At 59.3% G+C, this 5,346-nt stretch carries 5 protein-coding genes; 3 read left to right on the top strand and 2 right to left on the bottom strand.

Features of this window, described 5'->3' with window-relative positions; genetic code table 11:
- Nucleotides 1-134: 134 nt before the first annotated feature.
- Nucleotides 135-542: an OsmC family protein gene (locus QZ511_RS16205; protein WP_295804046.1), complete on the bottom strand. Its 408-nt coding sequence runs from the start codon at nt 540-542 to the stop codon at nt 135-137.
- 309 nt (nt 543-851) lie between these two features.
- On the opposite strand from QZ511_RS16205, the gene crp reads away from it, so the two are divergent.
- Together crp and QZ511_RS16195 are read left to right on the top strand one after the other, a co-directional pair.
- Complete coding sequence (crp, locus tag QZ511_RS16200; protein ID WP_295804043.1) at nt 852-1,487, top strand: cAMP-activated global transcriptional regulator CRP; 636 nt, start codon at nt 852-854, stop codon at nt 1,485-1,487.
- A gap of 159 nt (nt 1,488-1,646) precedes the next feature.
- Nucleotides 1,647-3,866 (top strand): transporter substrate-binding domain-containing protein, encoded by a 2,220-nt coding sequence (locus tag QZ511_RS16195; RefSeq protein ID WP_295804040.1) that lies wholly within the window; start codon nt 1,647-1,649, stop codon nt 3,864-3,866.
- A 19-nt stretch (nt 3,867-3,885) separates the two neighbouring features.
- On the opposite strand, the gene QZ511_RS16190 is transcribed toward QZ511_RS16195, so the two are convergent.
- Complete coding sequence (locus QZ511_RS16190; RefSeq protein ID WP_295804037.1) at nt 3,886-4,755, bottom strand: LysR substrate-binding domain-containing protein; 870 nt, start codon at nt 4,753-4,755, stop codon at nt 3,886-3,888.
- A gap of 152 nt (nt 4,756-4,907) precedes the next feature.
- Between QZ511_RS16190 and QZ511_RS16185 the strand changes: the two genes are divergently transcribed.
- On the top strand, nt 4,908-5,346 hold a 439-nt coding region (locus QZ511_RS16185), incomplete at its 3' end, for an alcohol dehydrogenase catalytic domain-containing protein (RefSeq protein WP_295804034.1).

Genomic DNA, 5,346 nt, shown 5'->3' with positions numbered 1-5,346 from the left:
AAAACAGGGATGTTTTAGAAGAGCCCCCAGGGAAGGGTTCACGGCGTGTCTCGCGAGCTGCTACCGCTGACCAGACCGCCACAAAATCACCTACAGAGCTCCACTCCGAAAGGGCTGTGAAGCTCGCAACCGGATCAGACTTCTTCAATCCGGTAGCTATGCACGATCTCGATGCCCGCCTTGCCCAGCATGATAGAGGCAGAGCAGTACTTGTCCGCCGACAGCTCCACCGCACGGGCCACCTGAGACTCCTTGATATTGCGGCCGCGCACCACAAATTCCATCTCGATCTTCTCGAACGGCGCCGGCACCGCGTCCGGACGGTGGCCCTTGAGCTCGACATGACAGCCCAGCACGTCCTGGCGGGCTTTTTGCAGAATACTGACCACATCCACGGAAGAGCAGCCACCGACGCCCAGCAAAATCATTTCCATCGGGCGGATGCCATTGTTGGTCTCTCCCGCTTCCATCACCACAGAATTACCACTGCCGGCCTCACCGACAAACATGGCCTCTTTCACCCAGGTCACCTGACCCAGCATTACACCCGGCATAGGAAATACTCCTTCAGAAATTAAGCGGGCGAGGAGCTTATCACACTGAACCGAACCACAGCAGAACAGTTAAATATCCCGATTGCACACAGGCGCCAGAGAAATAGTGAGTCATTACTCACGGCGGTTGTATCCACGCCGGACAACCGCTATAAACGACACCTTGTACCAATGCCTGGCAATAAAGTGGTCCAGATCACATTGCTGGCGTCAGACCCTGTCAGCCCTGCGTGTTTAGCGTGATAATCCTCTGCTTACCGGGATCAAGCAAAAAAATTCTAGAAAAGGAGTAGATCCGTGACGGTTGCTATCGAAGAACCTCTATCTACAGGCAACATCGAAGATTTCCTGTCTCATTGCCACCGCCGGCGCTACCCAGCCAAAAGCACCATTATTTACGCCGGAGACCGTTGCGAGTCCCTCTACTTCATCATGCGCGGCTCCGTAACCGTCCTGATCGAAGACGACGAAGGCCGTGAAATGATCGTCGCCTACCTGAACGACGGCGACTTCTTCGGCGAAATGGGCCTGTTCGACCAGGATACCCGCAGTGCCTGGGTACGCACCAAGACCGAGTGCGAAGTGGCCGAGATTTCTTACAGCAAGTTCCAGGAACTGACCCGTCAGCATCCGGAATTCCTGTTTGCCCTGGCCACCCAGATGGCCGGCCGCCTGCGCAACACCACCCGCAAGGTGGGTGACCTGGCGTTCCTGGACGTAACCGGCCGCGTGGCCCGCACCCTGCTCGACCTGTGTAACGAGCCGGATGCCATGACCCACCCGGAAGGCATGCAGATCAAGATTACCCGCCAGGAAATCGGCCGTATCGTCGGCTGCTCCCGGGAGATGGTGGGCCGGGTACTCAAGACCCTGGAAGAGCAGGGCCTGGTATCCGTAAAAGGAAAAACCATGGTGGTCTTCGGCACCCGCTGATACCCGTCTTCGAGCGGGGCCCTTCCGGGTGCCCCGTTCACTCCCACCCTGTCTCCGCTCCCGCCAACCACCGCGCCCTCCTTCCAGACAGTTCCAAAATAGTGCCTCACCGAGGCTGACACTATTATTTCGCTATATAGAAGTGCGAGGGACCGGTCTATGGGAAAACGTCATGGACCCTCTTGGCAGTGCGGCACCCTGTCGTGTATTACCATTGCCCTGATCCTGCTGCTCGCCACCTGTGGTAAGCAGGAGTTGACAAATGAGGCCACTGCCCCCGGTGCTGCCCCGGCTGCCGACTACATCGAGACAGGCGACCTCCAGGAAATCAGGAAACGCGGTGTTATTCGCTTCGTGAACCTGTCCGGTCCACAGGAGGATATATTGCCCCGCGACAGTATCGTAACGATGCGGAGCCTCGACCTCGCCAACAAGCTGGCCGCCAAACTCAAACTCGAACCCCACTGGATCAGCGCCAGCACGCCCCAGCAAGCCCTTGAACTGGTGCAATCCGGCAAGGCCGATGTGGCCGCCTACTCCCTCACCGATACCAAGGCCCGCCGCGAGCTGGTCGCGTTCACCGTGCCACTGCTGCAATCCCGCCAGAAACTCATCACCAGCACAAACGGGCCAGATATCAGCGATCCCAAGCGCCTGCGCAACGTTGAATTGATTGCCCAGGCAGGCTCCACCTATGTGGACACGGCGCGCCGCCTGGTCGCGCAATATCCGGAGGCGAACCTGACCGTGATCGAACCTATTGTCTATGAAGACCGGGATGCCCTGGTGGACCTGTTAAACGAGAAAAACAATCGAGCGGCAATTCTGGACGACTATATCACCGAGAATATGCAAAGTTATCGGCATGACGTCCGCATCGGAGCTGCGGTTACAGAACCGGAGAACATTGCCTGGGCAGTGCGCAAGGGTTCCAGGCAATTGCTGACCACGGTCAATAATTACCTGACCAACAACCTGGTGAAGGCACCGAGTAGTCGCGTTGCCGACTGGCAGGTGATCAGGGAGTCGGGGGTAATTCGCTTTCTAACGTACAACCGCCCCTCGGTCTACTTTCTCTGGAAGGGTGTGCTGATGGGGTTTGACTACGACCTGGCAAGGGCCTTGGCCGAAAAACATGACCTTCAGTTGCAGGTGATCGTCGTGCCCTACAACGAAACCCTGATCGACTGGCTCAAGGCGGGAAAAGGGGATTTCGCCGGCGCCGTGAAAAATATTACCCAGGAGCGTATCAACCAGGGAATCGTCTTCACCACCTCCTATCGGGAGACCCCGGAACAGGTGGTGAGCAACCGCCAGAAACCGGAAATTGCAAAGGTTCAGGACCTGGCGGGGCGCACCCTGACCCTGCGCGCCTTTTCTCCCTTTATCGCCACCGCCCGCGCGATCAAAAATAGCGGCATTGATGTCACGGTGGAAGTGGCAGCCCCGGAAGTCTCCCTCGCTGCAATTGTCGAAAAGATTGCCGCCGGAGAGCTGGATGCGACCATCGTCGACAACGACGACGTTGTAATGTCAGCCTCACTGCGACCGGAGCTGATACCGGGGACTCTGGTCAGCGACCCGCAACGCCAGGGCTGGATGCTGATGCCGCAGAACCGGGAACTGCTGAAACAGCTCAACCAGTTCATCGTTGAGTACCGCAAGAGCGAACAATACCGGCAGAAAGTTGCCGCCTACTTCGAGCCCAACAAGCGTTTCACCCAGCGGGTTGCAGCCCGGGTAGTTCCCGGCAAAGACCTCTCACCCTACGACAACCTGGTAAAAGGGACTGCGCTGGAATACGACTTCGACTGGCGCCTTGTGGTTGCGCAGATGTGGCAGGAAAGCAACTTCAACCCCGCGGCAGTCTCGGCGGTTGGCGCTCAGGGCCTGATGCAGGTGATGCCGGTGACCGGAGAGGAGATGGGCTTCCCGCCACCACTGTTTGAGCCGGATCGCAATATTCAGGCGGGGATCAAATACCTGAACTGGGTGCGCGACCGCTTTGAGCCGACCTTGTCGACAATCGACAAACTCTGGTTTACCCTCGCGTCTTACAATGCGGGTTACGGTCACCTGCTGGATGCGCGCCGGCTCGCGCGCAAGCTGGGGCTGGACCCGAATACCTGGTTCGGCAATGTCGAAGTGGCCATGTTGAAGCTGTCGATTCCGGAATACTTCTCGAACGCCCGCTACGGCTATGTGCGCGGTGCCGAACCGGTGATGTACGTGCGTAAAATCAGCGACCTGTACAAAGCCTATGCCGACATCGCCAGCGGCGAGCACGGCAATCCCGGCGGAAGCCCGTTCCTGTTCCACCTCCCGGCGCGCCCACACGCGCCGCAGGGTGACGCCACTTGCGAAGCCTGTGGCCCCTAGGCAACCGCCTGTCGCCGCCCTAGCCAATATGCTCCGCCAGGAAATCCAGCAGCATGCTCACCTTGGGCGACAGGTGACGGTTATGGGGATAGATCCCCCAGATACCGTCATCTTCCTCCCGGTAGTGTTCCAGCAGGGACAGCAGCCGCCCCGCCTGCAGATCCTCGTCCACGTAGTAATCCGGCAACTGCACGATGCCGATCCCCTTTAGCGCCGCGTCCACCAGCGCGCGCCCGCTGTTGCAGCGGACACTGCCACTGACGCGGATATCCCTGGAGCGCCCCTGCTCGCGGAAGCGCCAGTAGTCCAGGGTTCCGGGCAGGCAGTTGTGCCGTGCCAGTTCCGACAGACTGTGGGGCTCGCCGTGGGAGGACAGGTATTGCGGGGAGGCGCACACGTACAGGGTGCGCGATCCCAGTCGCCGCGCCATCATGCTGGAGTCGGTAAGTTTGCCCAGGCGGATGGCGAGATCGTAGCCCTCGGCGACCAGATCCAGCTTTTGGTTGGTGAGTTCCATCTCTACCTGTAATTCCGGGTACTTCACGACAAAGTCATTCACCAGCGGCGCCAACGTGGTCTCGCCGTAGGTAACCGGCGCGGTCAGGCGCAGCCTGCCCCGGGGCACCTGCTGCAGGTCGGTCACCGCGCGCTCCGCTTCCGCCAGACCGTCCAGCACCTGGCGGCAGTGCTGGTAGTAGACCTGCCCCACTTCCGTCACCGATACCTTGCGGGTGGTGCGGTACAGCAGTTTGGTGGACAAACGGGCCTCCAGTGCACTCACCTGCCGGCTGACCTGTGCTGTGGAAATCCCCAGTTTGCGGGCGGCGCCGGTAAAGCTGCCTGTCTCGGCCACGGCGACAAATTCGCTCACGCCCTCCCAGTTACCCATGTATGCCTCTCAGTTATCCGACAGCTCGATTATTACTGATGGGAAAAAATGATTTTCAGAATGCATGGATTATACGCGATAAGGAAACAGATAGACTGCGCTTCCTCCGGTGGCCAAACCGCCACCAACCCCTATTCAACCAGGAGTCCGCCATGACCGAGACCATCAAATCCAGAGCTGCCGTGGCCTGGGGCCCGGGCAAACCGCTGTCTATCGAAGAAGTCGATGTAATGCCGCCGCAGGCCGGCGAGGTGCGAATTCGCGTGATCGCCTCGGGCGTCTGCCACACCGATGCCTTCACCCTGTCCGGGGATGATCCGGAAGGTATTTTCCCGGCCATTCTCGGCCACGAGGGCGGCGGTATTGTCGAGTCCGTGGGCGAAGGTGTGACCAGTGTTGCGGTGGGTGACCACGTGATCCCGCTCTATACCCCCGAATGCGGCGAGTGCAAGTTCTGCAAATCCGGCAAGACCAACCTGTGCGGCAAGATCCGCGATACCCAGGGCAAGGGGCTGATGCCGGACGGCACCACCCGCTTCTCCAAGAACGGCGAGCCGATCTACCACTACATGGGCTGCTCCACCTTCTCCG

Origin of the sequence: uncultured Microbulbifer sp., from assembly GCF_913055755.1 — a bacterium.
Taxonomy (GTDB): Bacteria; Pseudomonadota; Gammaproteobacteria; order Pseudomonadales; family Cellvibrionaceae; genus Microbulbifer.
This window is presented reverse-complemented; position numbering and strand designations above follow the sequence as displayed.